This is a genomic window from Kitasatospora sp. NBC_01539 (genome assembly GCF_045040525.1).
GTDB lineage: Bacteria > Actinomycetota > Actinomycetes > Streptomycetales > Streptomycetaceae > Kitasatospora.
The window spans coordinates 4112178-4138316 of sequence record NZ_CP109390.1; the positions used below are offsets into that span (position 1 = coordinate 4112178).

Below are 26139 nucleotides of genomic sequence, written 5' to 3' on the forward strand. Positions count from 1 at the left end.
GCAGCACCCCCACGGACTCAGAAAGGGCCCGAGCCCATGACGCCCCCCGCCGACGACCGCACACCCGCCGAGCTCACGGGCACCCCGGCCCGGCTCCTCGTGGTCGACGACGAGCCCGCCCTGCGGGACGCCCTGGAGAGCAGCCTCGCCTTCGAAGGCTACGAGGTCACCACCGCCACCGACGGCTTCGAGGCCCTGGAGGCCGTCGAACGCGACCACCCCGACCTCGTCCTGCTCGACATCATGATGCCCCGCATGGACGGCCTCACCGCCGTCCGCCGGATGCGCTCCCGCGGGGACACCGCCCCCGTCCTCATGCTCACCGCCCGCGACGCGGTCGGAGACCGCGTCACCGGCCTCGACGTCGGCGCCGACGACTACCTCGCCAAGCCCTTCGAACTCGACGAGCTGCTCGCCCGTGTCCGCGCCCTGCTCCGCCGCAGCGCCCTCGCCAGCGAGGCCGCCGCCCGCGCCGCCGCGGAGGACGACAGCGAGGTGATGGCCTTCGGCGACCTGCGGATGAACACCGCCACCCGTGAGGTCACCCGCGGCGGCAAGCCCATCGAACTCACCCGCACCGAGTTCATGCTGCTGGAGATGTTCCTCGCCCACCCCCGGCAGGTGCTGACCCGCGAACAGATCCTCAAGGCCGTCTGGGGCTTCGACTTCGAGCCCTCGTCGAACTCCCTCGACGTGTACGTGATGTACCTGCGCCGCAAGACCGAGCTCGGCGGCATGCCCCGGCTCATCCAGACCGTCCGCGGCGTCGGCTACGCACTGCGCGCCGCCAGCGGTGCGGCGGCGTGAAACTCACCGGGTGGTACCGCAGCCGTTCGCTGCGGAGCCGCATGGCGATGCTGACCGCGGCGGCAATGGCCGTGGCGATCGCCCTGGCCGCCTTCGCCTGCTGGTTCGTCGTCCGGGACCGGCTCTACGACCAGGTGCGGGACAGCCTCGGCGGTGGCCCGCCCAACGTGGTCAACCCGCAGCAGCGGTACGTCTCCTGCGATCCCACCGCGCAGGCCGCGCTCGACCGGGCCGTCGCCGCGAACGCCGTCGACGACCGGCGGTTCCCCGGCGGGTTCGACAAGTGGGACGTCCAGCTGATCACCGCGGACACGGTGTGCTTCCCCCTGTCGAGCACCCGGATCATCAAGACCACCGCCGCCGACCTGGCCGTCCTCGGTACGCACGGCTACTCCTACCGCGACGGCGAGTACGCGAACGGCGAGCCCGCCATGGTCCGGCGGTCCGCCGTCACCATGAACGTCGACGGCGTCACCGGCCAGTACGTCCAGTTGGTCGCGGCCTCGACCGAGAGCGTCCAGACGTCGCTGCGCGAGCTTGCGTTCGTGCTGATGGGGGTCGCCGCGCTCGGCGTGGTCGGGGCCGGGTTCACCGGTCGGCTCGTCGCCCGCTCCGCGCTGAAGCCCGTCGACCGGCTCACCGACGTCGTCGAGCACATCGCCCGCACCGAGGAGGTCGGGGCGACGATCCCCGTCCACGGCAGCGACGAGATCGCCCGGCTCTCCACCTCGTTCAACTCGATGTCGACCGCCCTGCTCAACTCCCGCGAGCGGCAGACCCGGCTGATCGCCGACGCGGGGCACGAGCTGCGCACCCCCCTCACCTCGCTCCGCACCAACGTCGACCTGCTGATCCGCAGCGACGACACCGGCCGGCCGCTCCCGGCCGCGACCCGCGCGAAGCTGCTCGGCAACATGAAGGCGCAGATGCAGGAACTGACCTTGCTCATCGGCGACCTGCTGCAGCTCTCCCGTCCCGACTCCGCCCGGCCCCCGCAGGCGCTCGCCGTCGTCGCCCTGCACGAGATCGCCGACCGGGCCCTCGAACGCGCCCGGCTCCGCGGCCCCGGACTGGTCTTCAACGTGGCCGTCCACCCCTGGTACGTCCACGGCGACGCGGCCGCACTGGAACGCGCCGTCATCAACCTGCTCGACAACGCCGTGAAGTACAGCCCGCCCGGCGGCGCGGTCGACGTGTCGCTGCTGGACGGCCGGCTCTCCGTCCGCGACCACGGCCCGGGCATCCCGTCCGACGAGCTGCAGTACGTCTTCGACCGCTTCTGGCGCTCGCCGTCCTCGCGTCAGCTGCCAGGGTCGGGGCTCGGGCTGTCGATCGTCGCGCAGACCGTCCGCGACACCGGCGGCGAGGTCTCGCTGGGGCCCGCCGCCGACGGCGGTCCGGGCGCGCTCGCGACCGTACGGCTGCCCGGGCAGGCGGACCCGCCGCACTGACACCGGCCCGCACGCGCCGGGGGCGGGGCTCCCTTCCGGGTGCCCCGCCCTCGGCGTGCTGCGACCGGCGGACCGGCCGGTGGGTCAGTCCTGGTCGGCCGCGGCCGTCGCCAGGGTGATGCGGTCGCGGGCCGGGGCGGCCAGCGGGGCGGCCGCCGAGCTGTTGGCCGCCAGGTAGGCGCTGAAGAGGTCCAGGTCGGAGGGGCCGACCAGGGTGCCGGTGCCCGCGGCGAACGCCGGGAAGCCGTCGCCGCCGCCCGCGAGGAACTCGTTCGCGGCGACGCGGTAGGACGCGGCCGGGTCGATCGGGACGCCGTCGAGCTTGATCGAGGAGACGATCACCCGGTCGGCGCCGGCCCGGCTCATGTCCAGCGTGTAGGTGAGGCCCCTGGAGATCTGGAGGATCTTGACGGCGGCCTCGTTGGGCCCGCTCACCTGCTGCTGCAGCACCTGGATCACCTGGGCGCCGGTCAGCGTCTTGACCTGCATCATGTTGGTGAACGGCTGGACGGTGAACGCCTCGCCGTACGTCACGACGCCGTCACCCTCGGCCCCGGAGGCCGTGTAGACCAGGTCCGAGCGGATGCCGCCGGGGTTCATGAAGGCCAGTTGCGCGCCGCCCTTGTCGGCGGGCGCGAGGCCGGCCAGCTGGGCGTCGGCGATGACGGAGCCGAGCGGCTTCTCCAGGTCTGCGGAGCCGCGGCCGTTGATGTCGGACGCGATCCAGCCGATCGGACGGTTGGCGATCGGCGCGGCGATCTTGTTGTAGTAGTCGATCAGCCGGGTGAGGTCCGGGGCCTTCTCGACCGTACGGCGCACCACGTGGTTGGCGGCGGTCACCGACGGGCGGACGATCGCGCCGGTGCGCTTGTCCAGCTGCAGGTTGATCTCGGTGTACAGCCGACCGAAGGAGGCGGCGCTGGTCACCGAGCGCGGCACGCCCTGTGGGTCCGGGATCGAGCAGGCGTAGGCGTTGTGGGTGTGGCCGGTGACGATCGCGCCGACCGCGGGGTCGATGTTCTTCGCGATGTCGACGATCGGACCGGAGATGCCGGTGCCGCCCGCGCCGCAGTCGTAGTTGTACGTGCTGCTCGCCGGGAGGCCGCCCTCGTGGATCAGGGCGACGATCGAGCCGACGCCCTTGCGCTTCAGCTCGGCCGTGTACTTGTTGATCGTGGCGACCTCGTCGCCGAACTTCAGGCCCTTGACGCCCTCGGCCGTGACGATGTTGGGCGTGCCCTCCAGCGTGACGCCGATGAAGCCGACCTTCACGCCGTGCACGTTCGTCACCCAGTACGGGTCGAGGACCGGCTTGCCGGTCTTCTCGGCGGTGACGTTGGCCGCGAGGTAGTCGAAGTCCGCACCCTTGAACTTGCGGCCCTCCACGTAGCAGCCGTCGGTCGGGTGGCAGCCGCCGTTCTGGAGGCGCAGCAGCTCCTTGGCGCCCTCGTCGAACTCGTGGTTGCCCACGGCGGTGACGTCGAGGCCGAGCTTGTTCATCGCCTCGACGGTCGGCTCGTCGTGGAACAGGCCCGACAGCAGCGGGCTGGCGCCGACGATGTCGCCGGCCGCGACGGTGAGGGTGTTCCGGTGGCCCTTGCGGGCCTCCCGCAGCGCGGTGGCGAGGTACTCGACGCCACCGGCCGGGGTGGAGACGACCAGGCCGGTGGCCGGGTCGATCTCCTTGATGGTGCCGGAGGAGCCCGCCGGCGGTTCGAGGTTGCCGTGGAAGTCGTTGATGGCGAGGAGCTGCAGGTCCTCGACCTTCGGCTTCTGGTGGCCGTGGGCCTCGGCGACGCTCGGCACGAGGAGTGTGCCGATCAGCCCGGCGGTCGCCGCGGCTGCGAGTGTCGCGCGGCGGTATCTGCCGGTACGACCTGATTTGGACATGAGGGTACCCCTGCACCGTCGGGGGCCCGGCACGGGCCCGGGACATCGTGGCGTGACCAGTGCAGCCTAGAGTCAACGCGCGTAGCTGTCAGGACATCTGACGTAACGAGCGGGTTACCCGTGGTCGACGCGCGGCCGAGCATCCGTCGTCGCGGAGCCCGGCCGCCGCTCAGATCCGCGGCTCGGCGGCGAGCTGCTGCTCGGCCCGCTGGCGCTCGGCCACCGCGTCCTCGGTCATGGCACGGTCGGTGTAGACGAGCGGCCGCTCGGCCTCGGTGATGATGTGCTTCACCACCTGCACGTTGCCGTTGACGTCCCACACCGCGATGCCCGGGGAGAGGGTCGGGATGATCTCCACCGCCCAGCGCGGCAGGCCCAGCACCCGGCCGGTGGCTCTCGCCTCCTCGGCCTTCTGCATGTAGATCGTGCGGGTCGAGGCCATCTTCAGGATCGCCGAGGCCTCCTTCGCGGCGGCACCGTCCACCACGTCGGAGAGGTGGTGGACGACCGCGACGAACGACAGCCCCAGCCGTCGGCCGAACTTCAGCAGCCGCTGGAACAGCTGCGCCACGAAGGGGCTGTTGATGATGTGCCAGGCCTCTTCGACCAGGAAGATCCGCTTCACCCGGTCCGGGCGGAGCCAGGTGTGCTCCAGCCAGACGCCGACGATCGCCATGAGGATGGGCATCGCGATGGAGTTGCGGTCGATGTGCGACAGGTCGAAGACGATGAGCGGCGCGTCCAGGTCGATGCCGGCCGAGGTGGGGCCGTCGAACATGCCGCGCAGGTCGCCGTCGACCAGGCGGTCCAGCACCAGGGCGACGTCCAGGCCCCAGGACTGCACGTCACCGACGGCCACGCCCAGCGACTCCACCGACGACAGCTCCGGGTTGCGGAGCGTGTTGATGATGTCGTCCAGCACCGGCTGGCGGTCCGTCACCGTGGCGTGCACGTGCCCGTGGGCGGCCTTCAGCGCGAACCCCGCCCGCTCCTCCAGGGGCCGGCCCATCGCCACCTCGATGATGGTGCGCAGCAGCGACAGCTGGCCGTTGGTGGTGATCGACGGGTCCAGCGGGTTGAGCCGCACACCGCCGTCCCGGGCCGCCATCGGGTCGAGCCGGATGGACTTTATGCCCAGCGCGTTGGCGATGAGGTTCCACTCGCCCACGCCGTCCTCGCCCTGCGCGTCGAGCACCACGACCTGCCGGTCGCGGAAGCGCAGCTGGCGCAGCACGTACGTCTTCTCCAGCGCCGACTTGCCGTTGCCGGACTCCCCCAGCACCAGCCAGTGCGGCGCGGGCAACTGCTGGCCGTACAGCTGGAACGGGTCGTAGACGTAGCCCTTGCCGCTGTAGACCTCGCGGCCGATGATCACGCCGGAGTCGCCGAGGCCGGGTGCGGCGGTCGGCAGGTAGACGGCCTGGGCCTGACCGGTGGAGGTACGGACCGGCAGGCGGGTGGTCTCCACCTTGCCGAACATCAGGCTGGTGAACGCGTCGGTGAGGTTGCCGATCACGGGGGGCGCCTCCTCAGCGTCGAATGCCGGTGGCGAAGGGCAGGGTGTTGACGAACGCCCGGTGGTGCTCGCGGTCGCACCACTCCAGCTTCAGGTACGACTTGCCCGCGGAGGCACGGATCGTGCGCTTGTCCCGGGCCAGCGCCTCCGGGCTGCGGGACGACACGGTGATGTACCCGACCAGGTTGACGCCGGCCGCACCGGAGGCGAGGTCGTCGCCGCGCTGGTCGACGCGGCCGGTGTGGGCGAGGTCGCGCGGGTCGACGGTGCGGTTCATCTTGGCGGCGCGGTTGGCCTCCGCCTCGTCGTTGGTCTTCTCCGTCAGCATCCGCTCGATGGCCACGTCGGTCGGCTCCAGGTCCATCGTGACGGCGACCGTGCGGATCACGTCCGGGGTGTGCACCAGCAGCGGGGCGAGGAAGTTCACGCCGACCGGGGTCAGCGGCCACTCCTTGATCCACGCGGTGGCGTGGCACCACGGCTCACGGGTCGCCGACTCACGCGTCTTGGCCCCCAGCAGCTGCGGGTGCGTGGCGTCGAGCTCGGCCGGCCACGCGTTGCGGCGCGACATCGCCTGGATGTGGTCGATCGGGTGGTCCGGGTCGTACATCGAGTGCACCAGCGACGACAGCCGGGCCTCCCCCAGCGGCTGCCGCACCCGGATGTCCGCCTCCGCCAGCCGGGCGCAGATGTCGGTCAGCTCACGGGCCATCACCGTCGCCAGGCCCTCGTCGTCGCGCTGCCGCCGCCCGTCGGCCGTCCGGCCCATCGCGTGCGCCTCGGCCGCCAGATCGCGCGTGTAGTGCATGCACGCCACCAGGTAGGCGCGGTGCTGCTCCGAGGAGGTCGACACCATCGACTGCAGCTGGTCGTACGAGTCCTGCAGCCATCGCGGCGCGTCGTGGGCGCCGCGGCGCTCCACGTCCTTGGCGTGCGCGTCCGGGTCCGCCGGGAGCGTCCGGGCCAGGATCTGCAGGCGCGTCACGAAGCCGTCCCCGTTGGCCACGTGCTTGAGCAGCGTGCCGAACCGGTCGACCAGCGTCTCCTGGTCCTCGGAGTCGCGCAGGCCGACACCCGGGCCCTCGATCTCGATCGCCGCCGTCACCGTGCGCCGCTCCAGGTGCATCAGCACCCCGACCTCGTCCGGACCGAACGGCGCCGACAGCCAGCGCTGCCGTCCGACACCCGGCGGCGGGCCGATCTCCACCTCACGGCCGTCCAGCCGCGTCCCGGCGTCGATCACCTCGGACTTCCACACCGCGCGGCCGCTGCGCACCGTCCGGCGGTACGTGCGGTTGATCTCCACCCACTTGTAGAAGGTGCGGCGCCGGTACGGCACGTACACCGCCATGATCGCGAGCAGCGGCAGGCCCACCAGGCCCGCGATGCGCAGCGGCAGGATCGGCATGAGCAGACCCCACATCATGCCGAGGAACGCACCGAAGATGATCAGCACGATCTCGCCGGACTCGCGGTTGCGCCCGATCGGCGCGTTCGGCCGCGACTTGCCGATCAGGTAGGTGCGGCGCTGGTGCATGTACGGCTGGCCGTACTGGCCGCCGAACTGGCCGAGCTGGTCGCTGCTCACCGGTCAGCCTCCGTTCGTGGGGTTGTTGACCGGGGCGGGTGCCTGCGGCGGCGGAGCGGGGGTACGGCCGGCGTGCGCGGCGATGCCGGGGGCCACCGAGCCCCCGCCAGCGCCCGGGGAGCCGCTGCCGGCCTGCGCGCCGCCGCGCGAACCGTGCGCGGAGATGCCCTGCTTCACCAGGTTCGCCGGGCCGTTGATCATCGCCGAGCCCGCCGACACCGCGCTCGCCCGGGCATGGCGCATCGACTGCAGCTCGTCGCCGAAACCGGGCACGAACCGGTAGACGGCCGCACTGGAGAAGATCGACAGGAAGAGGATCGCCAGACCCGACAGCACCCGGGCGAAGTCGTCGTTCGCCCCCGCGCCAGTGGCGACCGCGCCCGCCAGCCCCAGGATGATCACCACGATGGGCTTCGCCAGGTCCACCGCGAGCATCAGCCCCGCCCAGCGGCGGACGTGCTTCCACAGCTGCTTGTCGACCAGGCCCGCGTACACCGCGGTGCCGAGCAGCGCCCCCACGTACAGCATCGCCGCCCGGATCAGCAGCTCCACCCACAGCACCGCCGCGGCCAGCACCGCCACCAGCGACACGATGATGAGGATCAGCGGGCCACCGCCGATCGACCCCTTCTCCAGGGTGTCCGCGAACCCGCCCAGGTACGTACCGGTGTCGGACTTCGTGCCAGCCGCGACCGCCGCGGTCAGGCCGTCCGTCGCCGACACCACCGTGTACAGGATCAGCGGGGTGAACGCCGACGCCACCACCGTCAGCCACAGGAAGCCGATCGCCTCCGAGAACGCCTGCGTCAACGGAGCACCGCGCACCGCCCGCTTCGTCACCGCCAGCAGCCACAGCACCAGCGTGATGACGGTCGAACCGGCGAACACCACGGCGTACTGCTGCAGGAACGCGGCATTGGTGAAGTCCACCTGCGTCGTACCGTCGATCGCCTCCGACAGCCTCCGCACCACCCACGCCGCCGCCTGCGCACAGCCCTTGGCGAGCGAACCGAGCGGGTCGGCGGCCGTGCCGACGGCACCGGAGCCGGGGATGACGGTGGTGCCGGGCGGGGCGCACTGGGCGCCCGCACCGGGCAGGGGCACACTCTGCGCGGCGCACGACTGCGAGGGTGAGGGACTGGGATCGGCCAGTACCCGCTGGGCGGTCATCAGCGCCGTCGCCTGGAACATCACGAGTGCGCCGCCGAGCACGCCTGCCCGGCGTACGACCGGCCTTGTCGAGCCGTCACCGGGCATAGCGGAAGCCTCCGAACTTCTGGACTGCGTCAGTGATCTCCTGCGCCGTGGCTGCCTGCTGGTCGCCCGGGACGGGAGCAGGGCCCGAGGCCCGTTCGAAGTCGGTCACCTTCCAGTCGCTGCCGGTCCAGCGCATGGTGAGGGTGAGGGTGTACCAGTCCTGGGAAACCGGCTTGGTCGAGCTCTCGCCCGCCAGCCCGTTCAGCCCCGTGCACCACACCTCGACCGATGTTGCCGTGTCGGCGGCGTTGACCGTCTTGGTGCCGACCGGGATCGTCCGGCTGACGAAGGTGAGCCCCTTCGGGGCCCTGCCCTGGGCGTCGAGGCCGAAGCGGGCGTTGTTGTCGGCGCTGAAGGCGGTGTCGAGGCGCTGCTGGAGCTGGGGGGCGACGGTCGGGTCGGCGACGGTGTCGACGATGGTGTGCCGGCTGCCGGTCTGGAACATCTCGGCGGAGCCGAGTGCGGTGGCGTAGTTGGCGGCGGCGGACTGCGCGCCCTGGTCGGTGTGCGGGTAGCCGTTGGCGATGCCGTTGTCGGTGGTGCCGACAGGCTGCTGTCCGGTGGGGGTGGTGGGTGCCGCGCCGGCGGCCCTGCCGTCGCCGGAGCCGGTTCCGGTGCCCGTGGTGGGGCCGGTCGGGTCGGGCTTGCCGCGGTTGGCGACGGAGACGGCGACGACGAGGAGGGTGACGACGACGAGGACGGTCAGCAGGGTCCGTACGGGTTTCGGCTGACGGGGGGCCACCGAGGGCTGTTCGCCGACCGGCAGCCGCGTTCGGGTGTGCGGCTGGTCGTCGGACAACGGCACGGCGGCCCTCCTGGTGCGGGGGGCCCGGCGGGCCCCGGTGACGCGAACACGACTGCGCCGGCAGAGTGGGCACGGCCGCTCCGCCGGGATGACTATCAGATCCGTACGATCGTCAGATCGCCATGCCGTAGACAATGGTGAACAGGGTGCCCAGCGATCCGATGATGAACACGCCGGTCAACCCCGCGATGATCAGTCCCTTGCCCTGCTCGGCACTGAACGTGTCACGCATCGCGGTGGCGCCGATCCGCTGCTTGGCGGCGCCCCAGACGGCGATGGCCAGGCAGCCGAGGATGGCGACCGCCATCACGACCTCGACCATCACGCGCGCCTCGGAGCCGAGGCTGGCGAACGGCCCCCAGTCCGGGGCGATTCCGCCGATGATGGTGTCGATGTTGGCCTTCTTGGGTGGGTCCTCGGCCAGGTAGCCGATCATCTTGTTGTCCACGCTGCTCAGGTTCATTCCATCTCACCGCCCGATCAGGGAAATTCAAGGCCCCGGAGCACGGCTTCGCGAAGGGGCAGGACCTATTCTTGGCCAGATCTGATGTCGACTTGGCTATATCTCGCGGATTGGTCGTGAGGCATAGGACACGTACGACAGGATGTCCACCGTACGAAGGATACCGCTCACCCTTCGTATCTGCGCTGATTGCTCTGAGCAACGCCTTCCGGGACACTCGTAACTGACGCCACGTCGGGGATGGTGCAGATGGTACTCCGCAGAGCGGGCGCGGCAGCTGCGGCGGCCGCGGTCGTGACGGTCGGTCTGATCGGCATCGTCGCCGTCGGCACGTTCGCCGCCAGCGGCACCGTCGGCACCCGGAACGGCGCCGCCACCCTGTCGGCGGGCACCGTGCCGGCCGCCTACCAGCCGATGATCCAGCAGTGGGGCAGCCTCTGCCCGGAGATCTCGCCCCCGATGCTCGCGGCACAGCTCTACCAGGAGAGCGGGTTCGACCCGTCGGCGAAGAGCCCGGCCAAGGCGTACGGCATGGCGCAGTTCCTGGAGGCCACCTGGGCCACCTACGGCGTCGACGCCAACAGCGACGGAAAGCGCGACATCTGGGACCCGGCCGACGCGATCGCCTCCGCCGCGACCTACGACTGCGCTCTCGCCAAGGACGTCTCCCGCGTGCCGGGCGACCGGCAGGCCAACATGCTCGCCGCGTACAACGCCGGACCGTACGCGGTGATAAGGGCAGGCGGCATTCCGCCGTACCGGGAGACCCAGGGCTACGTGAAGAACATCCAGTCACTGGCCCGCAGCTTCACCGCGCCCGAGCCGGCGGCCGGGGTGGCGCTCTCCGCGCAGGCGGCCGGGGCGATCTACTTCGCGCAGACGAAGCTCGGCACCCCCTATCTCTGGGGCGGGGAGGGCCTGCCGTCGCAGAGCGGCCGCTTCGACTGCTCCGGGCTGACCCAGGCGGCGTTCGCGAGCGTGGGCATCACGCTGCCGCGCGTCGCGAACGACCAGTGGTACGCCGGCGAGCACCCCTCCCGCGACCAGCTGCGCCCGGGCGACCTCGTCTTCTTCGCCAACGACCTCGGTGACCCGCGGTCGATCCACCACGTCGGGATCTACGTCGGCGGCGGCTACATGATCGACGCCCCGCACACCGGGGCCGTCATCCGCTACGACACGATCGACCAGCGCGACTACATCGGCGCCACCCGGGTCACGCCGGACGGCGCCGGGGCACTCCCCGTCCGGAACGCCGACGGCACCATCACCAGCGGTCAAGGCCCGGCAAAGACCTGATCCGGGCCCGCGGCGAGGTGTGCGAGGCCGGTGGACGGTGAGTCAAGTTTCCATAACGCGCGGTTTCCGTGGAACCCTGTGGCCTGCTCATGACGTTGTCCGGTGCTGACGGGGCACCCGCAGGTGCGTGAACAGATAGGGAGGTGCGGCATGTCGACGCTGCTCGCCGACACGGCCAACCCGGACCTCGGACTGCTCCGTGCGATCAACGGTCTGGCGCGGTCCGCGCCCGGCCCGCTGGACTCCCTGGTCTCGTGGATCGGCGAGTACGGCATCCTGCTCGGCCTGGCCGCCGTCTGCCTCACCGCCTGGCTGCAGGCCCGCCGCCGCCCGGACGCGCCGGTCGCCGTCGCAGGCCTGCTGTGGGCCCCGCTCGCCGTCGCCGTGTGCGAGCTCGCCAACCTGCCGATCTCGGCGATCGTCGACCGGCCGCGGCCCTTCGTCGACCATCCCGACCTGGAGGTGCTGGTCGAGGGCAAGGAGGGCACGCTCTCCTTCGTCAGCGACCACTCCGCGATGTCGATGGGCATCGCGGTCGCGCTGCTGCTGGTCAACCGCCGGCTGGGCCTGCTGGCGGGGGCGCTCGCGCTGCTGCAGGGCTTCTGCCGCATGTACATGGGCGTGCACTACCCGACCGACGTGATCGGCGGCTTCGCCCTCGCCACGGCCGTGGTGCTCCTGCTGGCCCCGATCGCCATGGCGGTGCTGGTGCCGCTCTGCCACGCGCTGACCCGGACGGCCGCGGCGCCGCTGGTCGTCGCCCGGAACCGCGGGGGCACGGGCGGTACGGGCGGTACGGCCGGTGCGGATCGCAGCCGCCGCAGGCGTGAGCGGGTGTCCTCCGACGACCCGGCCGCCGGGTCGGACCTGGCCGCCTGACCCCGGGTCGTCCGGCCGAGGACGGAGCCCCGGCCCCTGCGGGTCTCAGTCCTCCCCGCACCGCAGGTGCTCGTCGGCGTCCCTGCGGGCCTTGTCCCGCGACCGCCGCGCGGGGGCGGACCATCCGCAGCTGCAGACGGCGAAGCTGAAGGAACCTCGTTCTTCGACCGCCACCCGGTGGGTGTCCGTCGGGGCCGGTCCGGATCCGACGTGGAGCTCACTGCGCACGTGCCTCACGGTAGCGCCCGGCAGACCCGGCGCGCGGCGGATTCCCGCACGCCGGACTACCCGTAACCCCTCGGCCACCTGCTCGTTGGGCGCAGGAGAGCTCTGCCCATCCGGGGTGGTGCTTGCCGGGCCGCGGGGCCCGAGGGGGTTGTGTCGATCGTGAAGAAGCTGAAGCCCGTGCGTGCCGCTGCCGCCGTGGCCGTGCTCACCGCCGTGCTGTCCGGGTGCTCGGGCGGGAGCCGGGCCCAGGGCACCTCGGCGGACGAGCTCTCCGCCGACCCGCTGACGGCGGTGCGTTCCGCGGCAGACATCACCGGCCGGACGGGCTCCGCACGCACCACCACCGAGCTGGTGACGGAGTCTGCGGACAAGAAGGCGGTCTTCAACGGCACCGGCGGCTACGACTACGTGAAGCGGGTCGGCACGCTGGAGGTCACCGTGCCGCCCGGCGCCGCGACGACCGGCACCATCCGGGAGATCGTCCTGCCCGGCACCGTCTACCTGCAGAACAGCGGTGCGAAGGTGCCCGAGGGCAAGTGGGTGCGCCTGGACGTCCGCCAGCTCCCCGACGGCAACCTGGTGAGCAGCGGCGCCACCGATCCGGCGAGCGCCGCGGGTGCGCTGCGCGGGGCGCAGTCGGCCGAGCTGGTCGGCACCGAGACGGTGGGCGGCGTGCTGCTCACCCGGTACAAGGGGACGCTGGACCTCGCGAAGGCCGCGGAGGCGACCGGCGGCCGCGGCGCGGACGGCCTGCGGATGGCCGCGCAGACGTTCACGGTGAAGCAGGTGCCGTACGAGGCGTGGCTGGACGCCCAGGGGCGGCTCCGCAAGGTGGTGGAGACGTTCGCGTTCGCCGGGGTCGCCGGGTCGAAGGAGGCGAAGGACCAGGTCACGGTGGTCTCGACCACCTCGCTGGCCGAGTTCGGTGCGCCGGTGCAGGCCGCCGAGCCGGCGGCGTCGGAGATCTACTCGATGAAGCCCTCGGCCCCGGCGAAGTGACGGTCCGGGCCGCGGCCTAGTGCCTGCGGCCGCAGAGATGACCCGTCCGTGCCATACGGTACGGCCCCGTACTTCCCTACCCTGGGGAGGGGGCGTCGCGGCCCCGGCCGGAGGCGGCGCTGGAGGGGGGTGGTGCAGGTGGCGTCCTCGGACGACCGCGCGGGCGGCCACGACGAGACGGCGCTCGACGAGATCGAGCTGGCCGGTGAGCTGATGATCGCCGCGTCGACCAGTGCCGACGACCGGCTCGCCACCGAGCAGATCGACCGGGTCCTGCTGGACCGGGTCCCCGGGCCCGGCGGCCGTCCGGGCCCCGGGTGTCCGGATCGGTCCGGGCTGGCGGAGCCGGCCGGTGGCCTGAACTGATCGGTCCTCAGGGTCCCTGCCCGGGCGGGGAGCCCTGCCCGCGGAGCCGCCCGTCCTGCGGGATCGCGGGTCCGCAGGTCCGCGGGGCGAACGCCCGGCGTCGGACCCCGGCGCACTAGGTGCGCAGCAGGCGAGCGATGGCAGCGGTCGCTTCCGCCACCTTGCCGTCCAGTTCGGCGCCGCCCTGTTCGGCCGCGGCGGCCACGCAGTGCCGCAGGTGTTCCTCGAGGAGCGAGAGGGCGAACGCCTGGAGGGCCTTGGTGCCGGCGGACACCTGGGTGAGGATGTCGATGCAGTAGACGTCCTCGTCGACCATCCGCTGCAGGCCGCGGACCTGGCCTTCGATCCGCCGGAGCCGCTTGAGGTGCTCGTTCTTCTGGGAGCTGTAGCCGTGCGGGCCGTGGGGGTGGGCGGCGCCCGCCTCGGCGGTGACGTCGTCACCGCCGGGCCCCGGGTCGGGGGTGGCCGCCGTGTCGGGGGTGGTGGTCCGCGCGGTGCCCGTGTGCATCGTGGTCATCCGACCCGCCTCTGTCTCCCTGCTCGCCGTGCCTGGACCTTCAGTGTCCAACACGCCCGCCCTTTCCGGTGTTCCGCCGTCCGGGCGGCCGGGCGGATCTCTCCGTGCAGCGCGGGAGCATTCCGGCCGATGTTCCGCCAGACTGGGGAACTGCTTCAAGACCCCGTTTGCACGTCCGGGACGACGAGCGCCTAGAGTCGTTCAGTCCCTACCCCGCACATCGGAGATATCCGTGCGTTTTAGCCTGACCCCGAAGGAGACGAGCTTCTACGACATGTTCGCCGCCGCGGCGGAGAACCTCGTCGTCGGATCGAAGCTCCTGCTGGAACTGCTGGGGGCAGACGTGTCGGCCCGCGCGGAGATCGTCGAGCGCATGCGCGCCGCCGAGCACGCGGGTGACGACACGACCCACGCGATCTACCACCAGCTGAACTCCTCCTTCATCACGCCCTTCGACCGTGAGGACATCTACAGCCTCGCGGGGTCGCTGGACGACATCATGGACTTCATGGAGGAGGCGGTCGACCTGGTCGTCCTCTACGACATCGAGGCCCTCCCGAAGGGTGTCGAGCAGCAGATCGAGGTGCTGGCCCGGGCTGCGGAGCTGACCGCCGAGGCGATGCCGAACCTCCGGTCGATGCAGAACCTGACCGAGTACTGGATCGAGATCAACCGGCTGGAGAACCAGGCCGACCAGATCCACCGGAAGCTGCTCGCCCACCTGTTCTCGGGCCAGTACGAGGCGATCGAGGTCCTCAAGCTGAAGCAGGTCGTGGACGTCCTCGAAGAGGCCGCCGACGCGTTCGAGCACGTGGCCAACACCGTGGAGACCATCGCGGTCAAGGAGTCCTGACCCCCGTGGACATGGCAGCACTGATCGCCGTCCTCGGCGTGGCCTTCTTCTTCACGTACACCAACGGCTTCCACGACTCGGCCAACGCGATCGCGACCTCCGTCTCGACGCGGGCGCTGACCCCGCGGGCGGCGCTGGCGATGGCGGCGGTGATGAACCTGGCGGGTGCCTTCCTGGGCTCCGGCGTGGCGAAGACCGTCTCCAAGGGCATCATCGAGACACCCACCGGCAGCCAGGGCATGGCGATCCTCTTCGCCGCCCTGGTCGGTGCGATCACCTGGAACCTGATCACCTGGTACTTCGGGCTCCCGTCCTCCTCCTCGCACGCGCTGTTCGGCGGCATGGTGGGTGCGGCGCTGGCCGGCGGTACCGACGTGATCTGGAGCGGCGTCGTCGATAAGATCATCATTCCGATGTTCGTCTCGCCGGTCGTCGGCCTGATCGGCGGCTTCCTGGTGATGCTGGCCATCCTGTGGATCTTCCGCAGGGCCAACCCGCACCGCGCCAAGCGCAACTTCCGGGTCGCGCAGACCGCCTCGGCGGCGGCGATGGCCCTGGCGCACGGTCTCCAGGACGCGCAGAAGACGATGGGCATCGTGGTCCTGGCGCTCACCATCTCGGGGCACCAGAGCGGCAGCGACATCCCGATCTGGGTGAAGATCTCCTGCGCGACGATGCTCTCGCTGGGCACCTACGCGGGCGGCTGGCGCATCATGCGCACCCTCGGCCGCAAGATCATCGAGCTGGACCCGCCGCAGGGCTTCGCCGCCGAGGCGACCGCGTCGAGCGTCATGTACATCACCTCGTTCGTCTACGCGGCGCCGATCTCCACCACCCACGTGATCACCTCGGCGATCATGGGTGTGGGTGCGACCAAGCGGATCCGCGCGGTGCGCTGGGGTGTCGCGAAGAACATCGTGCTCGGCTGGTTCATCACCATGCCGGCCGCGGCCCTGGTGGCGGCGGCCATGTACGGGATCGTCGACCTGATCTTCCTCTGAGCCCCGTCGGCCGCACGGCCGGCACAGGGCAGGGCCCGCCCCCACATCACGGGGGCGGGCCCTTCGTGCTCCGCGGCGGCACCGCCATGCAGCGCCGCGGAGCAGTTCGTGTCTCCGTGCGGGTCGGCTCAGCCGAAACGGCCGGAGATGTAGTCCTCGGTGGCCTGGACGGACGGGTTGGAGAAGATCCGCTGGGTGTCGTCCAGCTCGATCAGCTTGCCCGGCTGCCCGACGGCGGCGAGGTTGAAGAAGGCCGTGCGGTCGGAGACGCGCGCCGCCTGCTGCATGTTGTGCGTCACGATCACGATCGTGTACTGCGCCTTCAGCTCGCCGATCAGGTCCTCGATGGCGAGGGTGGAGATCGGGTCGAGGGCGGAGCAGGGCTCGTCCATCAGGAGCACCTGGGGCTCGACCGCGATGGCGCGGGCGATGCAGAGGCGCTGCTGCTGGCCGCCGGAGAGGCCGGCACCCGGCTTGTTGAGGCGGTCCTTGACCTCGTTCCAGAGGTTGGCGCCCTTGAGGGACTTCTCCACGACGCCGTCCAGCACGGACTTCTTCCGGACGCCGGCGAGCTTGAGGCCGGCCGCCACGTTGTCGTAGATCGACATGGTGGGGAAGGGGTTCGGTCGCTGGAAGACCATGCCGATCGAGCGGCGCACGGCCACCGGGTCGACGTTGGCGGCGTAGAGGTTCTCGTCGTCGAGCAGCACCTTGCCCTCGACGCGGGCGCCCGGGATCACCTCGTGCATCCGGTTGAGGGTGCGGAGGAAGGTGGACTTGCCGCAGCCGGAGGGGCCGATGAAGGCCGTCACGGAGCGGGGCTCGATGGTCATCGAGATGTCGTCGATGGCGCGGGTGGAGCCGTAGTAGGCGGACAGTCCGCTGACGTCGATGCGCTTGGCCATGATTCTTCTTCTCTCGTCTTCTCGTACGTCAGGCGGGTCAGTGTCCGCCCTTGGGCGAACGCCAGCGGGCGATGCCCCGCGCGATGAGGTTGAGCCCCATCACGAGGACGATCAGCACCAGCGCGGCACCCCAGGCACGGGCATAGCCGAAGTCGTTGTTGACCATCGAGTACTGCTGCCAGATGTAGAGCGGCAGTGACTGCTGCGGTCCGTTGAACGGGTCGCCGTTGATCGCGTCGGCACCGAAGACCAGCATCATCACGGGCGCGGTCTCGCCGGTGATGCGGGCGACGGCCAGCATGACGCCGGTCGTGATGCCGCCGATCGCGGTCGGCAGGACGATCCGCAGGATGGTCTTCCACTTGGGCACGCCGAGGGCGTACGAGGCCTCCCGCAGCTCGTTCGGGACGAGCTTGAGCATCTCCTCGGTGGAGCGCACGACGACCGGCATCATGAGGATGGCCAGCGCGAGGCTGCCGGAGAAGCCCGAGTAGTCGAACCCGAGCATGAGGTTCCACAGCGAGAGGATGAACAGACCGGCGACGATCGACGGGACGCCCGTCATGACGTCGACGAAGAAGGTCACCCACGCGGCGAGCCGGCCGCGGCCGTACTCGACCAGGTAGACGGCGGTCAGCAGGCCGATCGGGGCGGCGATGGCCGTCGCGAGGAGGACCTGCTCCAAGGTGCCGATGATGGCGTGGTAGATGCCGCCGCCGGGGCCGGAGGAGATCACGTTCTTCATGGAGTGGGACAGGAAGTCGCCGTCCACGACGGCCAGGCCCTGCTGCACGGTGTAGAACGTCAGCGCGGCGAGCGGCACGACCGCCGTGATGAAGGCGACCCAGACGATCGCGGTCGCCAGCCGGTCCTTGGCCTGCCGGCGGCCCTCGACCCGGGCCGAGAGCGCGTAGCTGACGACCACGTAGAGGGCGGCGGCGATGATGCCCCACTGCAGGTGGCTGGCGAGTCCCGCGCCCGCGCCGACGGCGCAGCCGACGCCCACGGAGAGGACGGCCACGCCGGCCGGGGCCCACTTCGGCAGCCGGGCCGAGGTCAGGTCACGGCGCACCGGCACCGTGTCGGAGAGTGTTGCCGTGCTCATGCGTTGGCCCCCGAGTACTCCTTGCGGCGCGCGATGATCAGTCGGGCGGCGCCGTTCACCAGCAGGGTGATCACGAAAAGGACGAGGCCGGAGGCCATCAGCGCGTCACGGCCGAAGGGCTGGGCCTCGTTGAACTTCAGCGCGATGTTCTGCGCGAAGGTGCCGCCGCCCGTGTCGAGCACGTGCAGCGACAGGACGCTGTTGGCGGAGAGCACGATGGCCACGGCGATGGTCTCGCCGAGCGCGCGGCCGAGGCCGAGCATCGAGGCGGAGATGATGCCGGGGCGGCCGAACGGCAGGACGGCCGTGCGGACCATCTCCCAGCGGGTCGCGCCGAGGGCGAGTGCCGCCTCCTCGTGCATCCGCGGCACCTGCCGGAAGACCTCGCGGCTGACCGCGGTGATGATCGGCAGGATCATGATGGCCAGCAGGATGCCGACGGTGAAGAGGTTGCGCGGGGTGACGCCGGGCTGGGTCTGGTCGAAGACGAAGGTCCAGCCCAGGTACTCGTCCAGCCAGGAGGTCAGGCCGTCGATGTGCGGGACGAGGAAGAGCACGCCCCACAGGCCGTAGACGATGCTGGGGACGGCCGCGAGCAGGTCGACCAGGTAGGCGAACGGCTGGGCGATGCGGCGCGGCGCGTAGTGCGAGATGAACAGCGCGATGCCGACGGCCACCGGGACGGCGATCACCATGGCGATGAGCGCGCTGACGACGGTGCCGAAGGCGAGGACGGCGATGCCGAAGACCGGCTGGGGCGCGTCGGGGTTCCACTCGAAGGTGGTGAGGAAGTTGCCCTCGTTCTTGGAGAGGGCGATGCCCGAGCGGTAGGCGAGGAACCCTGCGATGGCGGCCATGATGACCAGCAGCAGGATGCCCGACCCTCGGGAGAGGTTGAAGAAGATGCTGTCGCCGAGCCGGCTGTCGCTCCGGCTGCGGCGGGCCCTGCCTCGTGAGGCGGCAGGGGGGGATGAAGTCATGATCGTCTACTCCGGTCTGACGGCGCTGTCCCCGTGGGGGACGGCACCTGGCGGCGGTGCCCCGGACTGTGCTGTGGGTGGTGCTCCGGCGGAGCGGCCCGTCCCCCCTAGGGGGCCGCTCCGCCGGTGGCGCGGGATCAGGCCAGGGTCGGGATGACGGCCTGGACCTTGGTGGAGAGCTCCTTCGGCAGCGGGACGTAGCCCTTGGCGCCGATGGCCTGCTGGCCGGCGTCGCTGATCGTGTAGGTCAGGAACGCCTTGAGGGTGTCGAGGCTCTCGGCCTTGTTGCCCTTGTCGCAGACGATCTCGTAGGTGACCAGGACGATCGGGTAGGCACCGTCCGTCTTGGTCGCGTAGTCCAGGCTCAGCGCCAGGTCGCTGCCGGTGCCGGTGACCTTCGCGGTGGCGAAGGTGGTGGCGGCGTTCTCGGCGGTCGCGTCGACCGGCTTGGAGGCGCCGGTCGCGATGGCGGCGCTCTTGAGGCTGTTGGTCTGCGCGTAGGAGAGCTCGACGTAGCTGATCGAGTTCTTGACCTGCTTGACCTGCGCCGAGACGCCGGCCGAGCCGTTGGCGGACTGGCCGCCCTGGCCCGCCCAGGTCTTGCTCGACGGGTACTTCCAGGCGCCGGCCGAAGCCTTCGCGAGGTAGCCGGTCAGGTTGGCGGTGGTACCGGAGTCGTCCGAGCGGTGGATGGCCTGGATCGGCGCGTCCGGCAGGGTGACGCCCGCGTTGAGGGCGGCGATGGCCGGGTCGTTCCACTTGGTGATCTGCGAGTCGAAGATCTTCGCGACGGTGGGCGCGTCGAGGACGAGCTTGTCGACACCGTCGACGTTGAAGACGATCGAGATGAGGCCGCCGACCATCGGGAGGTTGATGCCCTGGCCGGTCTTGCAGGCGGCCTTGGACGCGTCGACCTCGGCGGGCTTCAGGGCGGAGTCGGAGCCGGCGAAGGCGACCTTGCCCTGGTTGAACTGCTGCACGCCGGCGCCGGAGCCGCCACCGCCGTAGGTGACGGTCGAGCTGGAGCAGGCGGAGCCGAAGGCGGCCTTCCAGACGTCGATCGCGTTGGTCTGCGCGGTGGAGCCGGCGCCCAGCAGCTGGCCGCCCTTGCCGCAGTCGATCGAGGCGGCGGAGGCCGCGCCGGAGGCCGAGGAGCCGGTGCCGGTGGTGGTGGTGTTGTCGTCCGTGCCGCAGGCGGCAAGCGACAGCGAGCTGACGAGCGCCACGGCACCGATGGCGAGGGCCTTGGAGCGGCCGTTCCGCTGGAGCTTCACTGGGTGTCCCTTTCTGACGCACGACCAGTGCCCGTGGCGAGCTCGTCGATGGCTCGATCGGCGCAGGTCGTGCTGTGGTCCGGGGCCCGTTCGGCCCTCCGGTAGTCCCGAAGGTAGGCCGGACAGGTGACGCATCACCCGGTCGCAAATGAACGGAGAGTGAACCTCGAACGGATGGCAGGAAACCGCGTCCGGTAGTAACGGTTGCGTCACGGTGAGGGCGCGGTGAGGTCTCCCGGCGCCGGTCGTCGCCACCGGGTCCGACCTGCGGCGCGGCGGCGCCCGGCGGAACGGCCCCGGACCTCCCCGGTCAGCCCTCTCCGGAGCCCAGCAACTGCAGCAGCGCGTCGATCAGCGCCCGGTCGCGGGGGTGCGTGAGGCGGGCCCGGGCCTTCTTCGGGGGCAGCCATTCCAGCCGGTCGACCTCGCGGTTGGGAGTGAACGAACCACCCGTCGGCGAGCCGGCCCAGTACCGGACCTCCTTGGGGCGGCCGTCGACCAGGTAGTGCTGGGCCGGCAGCTCCGGACCGAGCACGCAGGCCAGCCCGGTCTCCTCCCGGACCTCCCGCAGCGCGGCGGCCCGCCAGCCCTCGCCGGGGTCGAGCTTGCCCTTCGGCAGGCTCCAGTCGTCGTACTTGGGCCGGTGGATCAGCGCGATCCGGGGCTTCTTCCAGCCCCGGCCGTCCTTGCGGGGCGGGCCCGGCACCCACAGCACCGCCCCGGCGGCCAGCACCGTGGAGCCGCGGCCCGTGCCGCGCCGTACGACGGGTACGGGGCCGCCCCCGGACGCGGGCCCGCCGGATCCGCCGTCCGGACGGACGGTGAAGGGGTTGGCGGCGCCGGTGTGCGCTGCGGTCAGACGGTCGCCCATTCATGCCATCCGTGGTGCGGGAGCTTCGGCCACTGGACTCCGAAGGCGTACCGGGCCGCCTCCACCTCCAGTCGTTGATCAGCATGCACCACTCCGAGCACGTACGCCGTCGCCGGGGTGATCCTCGGCGTCCGTGCCGCCAGGGAGGCGGTGGCCGCGGCGTCGGAGGCGTCCCGGTGCCGGTCGAGCGCGCGGGCGAGGCCGTCGAGGCCGGTGGCCGGCGCCCCGCACACCTCCAGGGCGTACCGCATCCGCTTGAGCAGGATGCGGACCCGGTGCCAGGGCTCGTCGTCCGCCGCGATCAGGCTGTCGGCGTCGGACGGAGCGGGCGCCGCCCCGCTGCGGGGTGCGGGCAGGGCGGCCAGCCGGTGCAGGCCGTCACCGCCGTACGGCTGCACGGCCCGGTCCAGCGGAAGCCGGCCGACCCCGGCGGCGAGGGCGGCGAACGCGGCGCCGGCCTGCCCCAGCAGGGCCGCCCCGGAGCGGCCCGCGGCGTCGCCGGCCAGCGGCACGTCACCGGTCAGCAGGGTCATCCGGTCGGCGAGGGCGTGCAGCCGGGAGGAGCGGAGCTCCTGCAGCAGGCTCGTGTGCGCCCGGGTCCGGGCCAGGGTGAGCTGGCGCTCCAGCAGGGCCCGCGCCTTCGGGGTGCCGGCGTGGCCGGCCAGCATGCCGGGCGTGTCGGCGGACGTGCCGCCGAGGGAGTCGAGGGCGGCCAGCAGCCGGGCGGCGCGGCGACGGTAGCCCGGCTCGCGGCCGAGCAGGTCGAGCAGCCAGCGCAGCTCGGTGCGGAGCTCCCCGGACCAGCCGGGTTCGAAGACGGGCCCGAAGGTGTGGAGCGCGCCGCCGATCCGACGGGCCGCCCGGAGGAGGTCGTCCGCACCCGCCGCCGAGGCCGGGAGCGATCCCGGTCTCGACCCGGCCTCGCCCACCGCCTGCGGCAGGGCGCGCAGGAACGCGCCGGCCTGGGTGGTGAGGTAGCCGGAGAGGACTTCCCCGGCGGACGCACCCGGCGCCGTCGGGGCCGTCATCGGCGAATCGGTCATGACAAGGACTCCCCCGTGTGGTCGTCCCGGGCCGGCTCCGTGGCCGCCCGCCCCGGCCACCGCCGGGACCGGGACGGCCGACGGGCCCGGGCAGTGGTCGGTCAGCGTCCCGAAGACGCGTTGCGGCGGCGCCGGCGTGAGGCGATCAGCAGATCCTGGACGTGCTGCAGCGGCTTGCCGTCGGCGTCGGTCGCGTGCCGCGTCCAGCTGCCGTCCGCGCCGAGGTGCCAGGACTCCGTCTCGTCGGAGAGCCCGAGGTCGAGCAGCCCGGACAGTTCGGTGCGGTGCGCCGGGTCGGAGACCCGCACCAGCGCCTCGATGCGGCGGTCGAGGTTGCGGTGCATCATGTCCGCGCTGCCGAACCAGACCTCGGGCTCGCCGCCGTTGCCGAACACGAAGATCCGCGAGTGCTCCAGGAACCGGCCGAGCACGCTGCGCACCCGGATGTTCTCGCTGAGGCCGGCCACGCCGGGCCGGATCGCGCAGATGCCGCGCACCCACACGTCGACCGGCACGCCGGCCTGCGAGGCCCGGTACAGCGCGTCGATCAGCGCCTCGTCGACGATCGAGTTGACCTTCAGCTTCACGTACGCCGGGCGGCCGGCCCGGTGGTGGGCGATCTCACCGTGGATCCGCGAGACCAGGCCGTCCCGCAGCCCGCGCGGTGCCGTCAGCAGCCGCCGGTACGACTCGCGGCGCGAGTAGCCCGACAGCCGGTTGAACAGGTCGGAGAGGTCCGCACCGACCTGCGGGTCGGCGGTGAGCAGGCCGAGGTCCTCGTACAGCCGGGCGGTCTTCGGGTGGTAGTTGCCGGTGCCGACGTGCGCGTACCGGCGGAGCGTGTCGCCCTCCTGCCGGACGACCAGCGACAGCTTGCAGTGCGTCTTGAGGCCGACCAGGCCGTAGACGACGTGGCAGCCGGACTCCTCCAGCTTGCGGGCCCACTTGATGTTGGCCTGCTCGTCGAACCGCGCCTTGATCTCCACCAGCACGAGCACCTGCTTGCCGGACTCCGCCGCGTCGATGAGTGCGTCGACGATCGGCGAGTCACCGGAGGTCCGGTACAGCGTCTGCTTGATGGCGAGGACGTGCGGGTCGGCCGCGGCCTGCTCCAGGAAGGCCTGCACCGAGGTGGAGAAGCTGTCGTACGGGTGGTGCAGCAGCACGTCCCGCTCGCGCATGGCGGCGAAGATGTCCGGCTGCGACGCCGACTCGACGTCGGTGAGTCCGCGTGCGGTGCCGGCGACGAACGCCGGGTACTTCAGCTCCGGCCGGTCGAGGCCGGCGATGCCGAAGAGCCCGGTCAGGTCGAGCGGCCCGGGCAGCGGGAAGACCTCCGCCTCGGTGATGTTCAGCTCGCGCACCAGCAGGTCGAGGATGTAGGGGTCGATCGACTCCTCGACCTCCAGCCGGACGGGCGGGCCGAAGCGCCGCCGCATCAGCTCCTTCTCCAACGCCTTGAGGATGTTCTCGGCGTCGTCCTCCTCGACCTCCAGGTCCTCGTTGCGAGTGACCCGGAAGGCGTGGTGGGCGAGCACCTCCATCCCCGGGAACAGTTCCTCCAGGTGGGCGCCCATCACGTCCTCCAGCGGCACGAACCGCTGCGGCGAGGACTCCAGGAAGCGCGACAGCGACTGCGGCACCTTCACCCGGGCGAAGTGCTTGTGGCCGGACACCGGGTTGCGCACCACCACGGCCAGGTTGAGGCTCAGCCCGGATATGTACGGGAACGGGTGGGCCGGGTCCACGGCGAGCGGGGTGAGCACCGGGAAGATCTGCTGGCGGAAGAGCGTGTGCAGCCGGGCCTGCTCCTTCTCCGGGAGGTCCGGCCAGCGCACCACCTCGATGCCCTCGGCGGCCATGTCGGGCAGCACCTCGTGCTGGAACGAGGCCGCGTGCCGGGCCATCAGTTCGCGCGAGCGGCGCCAGATCAGGTCGAGCACCTCGCGCGGCTGGAGACCGGACGCGCTGCGCGTGGCGACGCCGGTGGCGATGCGGCGCTTGAGACCGGCCACCCGCACCATGAAGAACTCGTCCAGGTTGCTGGCGAAGATGGCCAGGAACTTCGCCCGCTCCAGCAGCGGGACGTCCGGGTCCTCGGCGAGTTCCAGCACCCGCTCGTTGAACGCCAGCCAGCTGCGCTCGCGGTCGAGGAACCGGCCCTCCGGAAGCTCACCGAACTCGGACTCGATGTCCGCAGGTGCCGTCAGCACGCCCGCCGCGGGGGTCCGCCCCACCCGGGACAGCGCTCCGGCGACCGGCGCGTCCTTCAGCGGCAGGCCGAGAGCGGCCGACACCCCGGCGGGCGGGACGGCCGCCGCCCGGGGGACCGGGGCCGGCACGGCGGACGGCGCCGCGGCACGGGACGTCTTCGGCGCCCGCGCGCGGCTCTTCGCCGCCGGCTCGCCGGCCGGGCCCGGGTTCGCACCGGAGCCCGCGGACGAGGCGGCACTCGAGCCCGCGCCGGACGAAGCGGAGACAGGGCCAGGAATGCTCATCGGTGCCAGCTCCTCCTGCAGGGCGAAGTCCCGGAAGCACGTCCCGCGGGCGTCCGCCGCACTCGCGGCGCCGTTCGCGGTCGTGCCGTACGCAGTGTCGTCGTCCTGCCACACCAGTGCCCACCCTCCGGGGGCGGCCGCGGGATGCGCGGCCGACCGGCGGGCGGAGCGGGGACGAGGCACTACGGGCGTCATCCTGTGATCTTCGCGGCGTCAATTGAATCCACGGTAAACACCGCATGGCCAGGAGGAAAGCTGAGTCGGTCACCCCTGTGGGTCGGAGCCCCCCGGAACAGCGCCCGCCTGCACGCGGTACATCAGGTCCACCTCGTGCACGGTGAATCCCAACCGTTCATATACCCGCACGGCGGCCGGATTGTCAGCGTCCACATAGAGCAGCACGGACGGCACGCCGCGGTCGCCGTACAGGTGCCGCAGACCGGCCGCGGTCAGCGCACGGCCGAGGCCGCTCCCCTGCTCCTCCGGGTCCACGCCGACCACGTAGACCTCGCCGAGGCCGTCCGGGTGCGTCTTCGTCCAGTGGAAGCCGACCAGCCGGCCACCGCGGGTCGCCAGGAAGAAGCCCGCCGGGTCGAACCACGGCTCCGCGAACCGGTCGGCCAGGTCGGCCTCCGTCCAGGCGCCCTGCTCCGGATGGTGGGCGAAGGCCAGGGCGTTGAGCCGCAGCCACGCCTCGTCGTCCGCGCCGGGACGGAAGGTCCGCAGCTCCACACCGTCGGGCAGCACGACCGGCGGCACCTCGGCGGACGGCCGGCGCATCTGCCGGAGCTCCCGCACCAGGACGGCGCCGTAGCGCTCGGCGAGCCGGCCGGCACCCGGGTGACCGCCGTGCGCCCACACGTCGAGGCCGGACGCCTCCGCCGTACCCGCCTCCGCGGGATCCGCCGCGGCCACCACGGCGGCCGCGAGCCGGCCGCCGAGACCTCGCCTCCGCAGCTCGGGATGGACGGCGAACTCCGCGGTGGCCCGGCCACCGGCCTCCGGCACGTCCAGCTGGCCGTAACCGGCGGGGCGCCCGTCGAGCGTCTGCAGGACGTGCCGCACACCGGGCCGCCCCGCGCCCTCGCGCAACCGGAGCCGACCGGCCTCGGAGACCGCCTCCCGGCCGTCGTCCACCGCGGCGGAGGTCAGGACGGACCGGGCGACCGCCAGGTCGTCGGACGACAGCACGGACGTGACACGGATGCGCTCGCCGCCGGGCGACGCGGGGGTGGTCTCCATGCTGCGACCCTACGTCGCCGAGGATCGAGCTCTCGGGGGAACCCCGGAGAAGAGCCCCGACGACCCCCGAGCCATCCGGCCCGGCCGCGCGGTGAATGTGTGCCGTAAACGCAGTCAAGCCCCCTCCCGGGTGGGAGGGGGCTTGACTGGAATGATTGTTCGGCGGCGTCCTACTCTCCCACAGGGTCCCCCCTGCAGTACCATCGGCGCTACGAGGCTTAGCTTCCGGGTTCGGAATGTAACCGGGCGTTTCCCTCACGCTATGACCACCGAAACACTATGAAACTGTCACCACCCACCCG

The 26139-nt window shown here is 71.6% G+C and carries 24 protein-coding genes and 1 rRNA gene; 8 read left to right on the forward strand and 17 right to left on the reverse strand.

All coding sequences use genetic code 11. The features are described from left to right. The first annotated feature begins 36 nt into the window (after positions 1-36). Together OG335_RS17585 and OG335_RS17590 are read left to right on the forward strand one after the other, a co-directional pair. Positions 37-807 carry a response regulator transcription factor gene (locus OG335_RS17585; RefSeq protein WP_387586408.1) on the forward strand — a complete coding sequence of 257 codons (771 nt, stop codon included), beginning with the start codon at positions 37-39 and terminating at the stop codon, positions 805-807. Beyond that, positions 804-2258 carry a sensor histidine kinase gene (locus tag OG335_RS17590; protein ID WP_405012077.1) on the forward strand — a complete coding sequence of 485 codons (1455 nt, stop codon included), beginning with the start codon at positions 804-806 and terminating at the stop codon, positions 2256-2258. Before OG335_RS17585 ends, OG335_RS17590 begins: the two co-directional genes overlap by 4 nt. Before the next feature lie 84 nt (positions 2259-2342). Here OG335_RS17590 and OG335_RS17595 read toward each other — a convergent pair whose 3' ends face one another. From OG335_RS17595 to OG335_RS17620, 6 genes are all read right to left on the reverse strand, one after another. Next, positions 2343-4148 (reverse strand): bifunctional metallophosphatase/5'-nucleotidase, encoded by a 1806-nt coding sequence (locus tag OG335_RS17595; protein ID WP_405012078.1) that lies wholly within the window; start codon positions 4146-4148, stop codon positions 2343-2345. A gap of 169 nt (positions 4149-4317) precedes the next feature. Beyond that, entirely contained in the window at positions 4318-5628 is a 1311-nt protein-coding gene (locus tag OG335_RS17600; RefSeq protein ID WP_405015435.1) for an ATP-binding protein, read from the reverse strand. 49 nt (positions 5629-5677) lie between these two features. Next, positions 5678-7201 (reverse strand): SCO6880 family protein, encoded by a 1524-nt coding sequence (locus tag OG335_RS17605; RefSeq protein WP_405015436.1) that lies wholly within the window; start codon positions 7199-7201, stop codon positions 5678-5680. A 54-nt stretch (positions 7202-7255) separates the two neighbouring features. Continuing rightward, complete coding sequence (locus tag OG335_RS17610; protein WP_405012079.1) at positions 7256-8509, reverse strand: hypothetical protein; 1254 nt, start codon at positions 8507-8509, stop codon at positions 7256-7258. Beyond that, complete coding sequence (locus OG335_RS17615; protein WP_405012080.1) at positions 8499-9314, reverse strand: hypothetical protein; 816 nt, start codon at positions 9312-9314, stop codon at positions 8499-8501. Before OG335_RS17615 ends, OG335_RS17610 begins: the two co-directional genes overlap by 11 nt. Positions 9315-9426: 112 nt before the next feature. After that, positions 9427-9750 (reverse strand): hypothetical protein, encoded by a 324-nt coding sequence (locus OG335_RS17620; protein ID WP_405015437.1) that lies wholly within the window; start codon positions 9748-9750, stop codon positions 9427-9429. Between the two features lie 276 nt (positions 9751-10026). On the opposite strand from OG335_RS17620, the gene OG335_RS17625 reads away from it, so the two are divergent. Together OG335_RS17625 and OG335_RS17630 are read left to right on the forward strand one after the other, a co-directional pair. Beyond that, positions 10027-11076, forward strand: coding sequence for an NlpC/P60 family protein (locus tag OG335_RS17625; protein WP_387586400.1), 1050 nt, complete (start codon positions 10027-10029; stop codon positions 11074-11076). A 150-nt stretch (positions 11077-11226) separates the two neighbouring features. Next, positions 11227-11955, forward strand: a complete 729-nt coding sequence (locus OG335_RS17630; protein WP_405012081.1) for a phosphatase PAP2 family protein — start codon at positions 11227-11229, stop codon at positions 11953-11955. Positions 11956-12000: 45 nt separating this feature from the next. On the opposite strand, the gene OG335_RS17635 is transcribed toward OG335_RS17630, so the two are convergent. Further along, positions 12001-12183 (reverse strand): hypothetical protein, encoded by a 183-nt coding sequence (locus tag OG335_RS17635; RefSeq protein ID WP_405015637.1) that lies wholly within the window; start codon positions 12181-12183, stop codon positions 12001-12003. A gap of 159 nt (positions 12184-12342) precedes the next feature. Between OG335_RS17635 and OG335_RS17640 the strand changes: the two genes are divergently transcribed. Together OG335_RS17640 and OG335_RS17645 are read left to right on the forward strand one after the other, a co-directional pair. Further along, on the forward strand, positions 12343-13182 hold the full coding sequence (locus OG335_RS17640; RefSeq protein WP_405012082.1) for a hypothetical protein: 840 nt from the start codon (positions 12343-12345) through the stop codon (positions 13180-13182). Positions 13183-13320: 138 nt separating this feature from the next. Beyond that, on the forward strand, positions 13321-13548 hold the full coding sequence (locus tag OG335_RS17645) for a hypothetical protein (RefSeq protein ID WP_387586397.1): 228 nt from the start codon (positions 13321-13323) through the stop codon (positions 13546-13548). Between the two features lie 115 nt (positions 13549-13663). Here OG335_RS17645 and OG335_RS17650 read toward each other — a convergent pair whose 3' ends face one another. Then, entirely contained in the window at positions 13664-14065 is a 402-nt protein-coding gene (locus OG335_RS17650; protein ID WP_405012083.1) for a metal-sensitive transcriptional regulator, read from the reverse strand. A gap of 232 nt (positions 14066-14297) precedes the next feature. Between OG335_RS17650 and OG335_RS17655 the strand changes: the two genes are divergently transcribed. Both OG335_RS17655 and OG335_RS17660 read left to right on the forward strand, forming a co-directional pair. Then, positions 14298-14918 carry a DUF47 domain-containing protein gene (locus OG335_RS17655; RefSeq protein WP_387586396.1) on the forward strand — a complete coding sequence of 207 codons (621 nt, stop codon included), beginning with the start codon at positions 14298-14300 and terminating at the stop codon, positions 14916-14918. Positions 14919-14923: 5 nt separating this feature from the next. Next, positions 14924-15919, forward strand: coding sequence for an anion permease (locus tag OG335_RS17660; protein ID WP_405012084.1), 996 nt, complete (start codon positions 14924-14926; stop codon positions 15917-15919). 128 nt (positions 15920-16047) lie between these two features. Here the strand turns inward: OG335_RS17660 and pstB are convergent, their stop codons facing one another. The 9 genes from pstB to rrf form a co-directional block, all read right to left on the reverse strand. Beyond that, the gene (gene pstB, locus OG335_RS17665) at positions 16048-16824 is read right to left on the reverse strand and encodes a phosphate ABC transporter ATP-binding protein PstB (protein WP_387586395.1); all 777 of its coding nucleotides are present in this window, start codon (positions 16822-16824) and stop codon (positions 16048-16050) included. A gap of 37 nt (positions 16825-16861) precedes the next feature. Then, the gene (gene pstA, locus OG335_RS17670) at positions 16862-17929 is read right to left on the reverse strand and encodes a phosphate ABC transporter permease PstA (protein WP_387586394.1); all 1068 of its coding nucleotides are present in this window, start codon (positions 17927-17929) and stop codon (positions 16862-16864) included. Beyond that, complete coding sequence (gene pstC / locus OG335_RS17675; protein WP_387586393.1) at positions 17926-18909, reverse strand: phosphate ABC transporter permease subunit PstC; 984 nt, start codon at positions 18907-18909, stop codon at positions 17926-17928. The genes pstA and pstC overlap by 4 nt, the downstream gene beginning before the upstream one ends. 137 nt (positions 18910-19046) lie before the next feature. Further along, a complete protein-coding gene (gene pstS / locus OG335_RS17680) occupies positions 19047-20183 on the reverse strand; it encodes a phosphate ABC transporter substrate-binding protein PstS (protein ID WP_387586392.1) in 1137 nt (378 codons plus the stop codon). A 310-nt stretch (positions 20184-20493) separates the two neighbouring features. Continuing rightward, positions 20494-21054, reverse strand: a complete 561-nt coding sequence (locus OG335_RS17685; RefSeq protein WP_405012085.1) for an NUDIX hydrolase — start codon at positions 21052-21054, stop codon at positions 20494-20496. Further along, entirely contained in the window at positions 21039-22097 is a 1059-nt protein-coding gene (locus OG335_RS17690; RefSeq protein ID WP_405012086.1) for a CHAD domain-containing protein, read from the reverse strand. The genes OG335_RS17685 and OG335_RS17690 overlap by 16 nt, the downstream gene beginning before the upstream one ends. A gap of 101 nt (positions 22098-22198) precedes the next feature. After that, positions 22199-24595 (reverse strand): RNA degradosome polyphosphate kinase, encoded by a 2397-nt coding sequence (locus OG335_RS17695; RefSeq protein ID WP_405015438.1) that lies wholly within the window; start codon positions 24593-24595, stop codon positions 22199-22201. Between the two features lie 264 nt (positions 24596-24859). After that, a complete protein-coding gene (gene mshD, locus OG335_RS17700) occupies positions 24860-25837 on the reverse strand; it encodes a mycothiol synthase (RefSeq protein WP_387586388.1) in 978 nt (325 codons plus the stop codon). Between the two features lie 157 nt (positions 25838-25994). Further along, positions 25995-26111: ribosomal RNA gene (gene rrf / locus OG335_RS17705) — 5S ribosomal RNA — on the reverse strand. Positions 26112-26139: the final 28 nt, after the last annotated feature.

Bases quoted from the DNA above. Each gene is read 5' to 3' on its own strand.
- OG335_RS17585 (WP_387586408.1), top strand. From the start codon at position 37: ATGACGCCCCCCGCCGACGACCGCACACCCGCCGAGCTCACGGGCACC.
- OG335_RS17595 (WP_405012078.1), bottom strand. From the start codon at position 4,148: ATGTCCAAATCAGGTCGTACCGGCAGATACCGCCGCGCGACACTCGCA.
- OG335_RS17600 (WP_405015435.1), bottom strand. From the start codon at position 5,628: ATGTTCGGCAAGGTGGAGACCACCCGCCTGCCGGTCCGTACCTCCACC.
- OG335_RS17605 (WP_405015436.1), bottom strand. From the start codon at position 7,201: ATGCACCAGCGCCGCACCTACCTGATCGGCAAGTCGCGGCCGAACGCG.
- OG335_RS17610 (WP_405012079.1), bottom strand. From the start codon at position 8,509: ATGCCCGGTGACGGCTCGACAAGGCCGGTCGTACGCCGGGCAGGCGTG.
- OG335_RS17620 (WP_405015437.1), bottom strand. From the start codon at position 9,750: ATGATCGGCTACCTGGCCGAGGACCCACCCAAGAAGGCCAACATCGAC.
- OG335_RS17625 (WP_387586400.1), top strand. From the start codon at position 10,027: ATGGTACTCCGCAGAGCGGGCGCGGCAGCTGCGGCGGCCGCGGTCGTG.
- OG335_RS17630 (WP_405012081.1), top strand. From the start codon at position 11,227: ATGTCGACGCTGCTCGCCGACACGGCCAACCCGGACCTCGGACTGCTC.
- OG335_RS17650 (WP_405012083.1), bottom strand. From the start codon at position 14,065: ATGACCACGATGCACACGGGCACCGCGCGGACCACCACCCCCGACACG.
- pstB (WP_387586395.1), bottom strand. From the start codon at position 16,824: ATGGCCAAGCGCATCGACGTCAGCGGACTGTCCGCCTACTACGGCTCC.
- pstA (WP_387586394.1), bottom strand. From the start codon at position 17,929: ATGAGCACGGCAACACTCTCCGACACGGTGCCGGTGCGCCGTGACCTG.
- pstC (WP_387586393.1), bottom strand. From the start codon at position 18,909: ATGACTTCATCCCCCCCTGCCGCCTCACGAGGCAGGGCCCGCCGCAGC.
- OG335_RS17685 (WP_405012085.1), bottom strand. From the start codon at position 21,054: ATGGGCGACCGTCTGACCGCAGCGCACACCGGCGCCGCCAACCCCTTC.
- OG335_RS17690 (WP_405012086.1), bottom strand. From the start codon at position 22,097: ATGACCGATTCGCCGATGACGGCCCCGACGGCGCCGGGTGCGTCCGCC.
- OG335_RS17695 (WP_405015438.1), bottom strand. From the start codon at position 24,595: ATGAGCATTCCTGGCCCTGTCTCCGCTTCGTCCGGCGCGGGCTCGAGT.
- mshD (WP_387586388.1), bottom strand. From the start codon at position 25,837: ATGGAGACCACCCCCGCGTCGCCCGGCGGCGAGCGCATCCGTGTCACG.